The following is a 225-nucleotide window of genomic DNA, read 5'->3' as shown; positions in this document are numbered from 1 at the left end:
CAGGGTTTCGACGGAGCCCGGGAAGCACGCCAGCGCGGACATGACTTCACGAATGCCTTCCTCGATGCGTTTGGCGATCAGTATTTCGCCTTCGCGGGTCAGCAGTTCGACGGTACCCATTTCACGCATGTACATGCGCACCGGGTCTGTGGAGCGTCCGGCGTCGGAGTCGACAGCGGCGAGGGCGGCAACCGCATCCTCGTCCGCTTCTTCGGCCGAGTCGCC

1 protein-coding gene is annotated in these 225 nt (G+C 64.0%); it reads right to left on the bottom strand.

Annotated features, from left to right (window positions below; translation table 11 throughout):
- On the bottom strand, nucleotides 1-225 hold a 225-nt coding region (locus tag MO867_RS23255; RefSeq protein ID WP_305884256.1), incomplete at both ends, for a sigma-70 factor domain-containing protein.

This window comes from Microbulbifer okhotskensis (assembly GCF_023895975.1).
Lineage (GTDB): Bacteria > Pseudomonadota > Gammaproteobacteria > Pseudomonadales > Cellvibrionaceae > Microbulbifer > Microbulbifer okhotskensis.
Note: the sequence above shows the minus strand (reverse complement) of the source record. Positions and strands in the feature narration are given on the sequence as shown.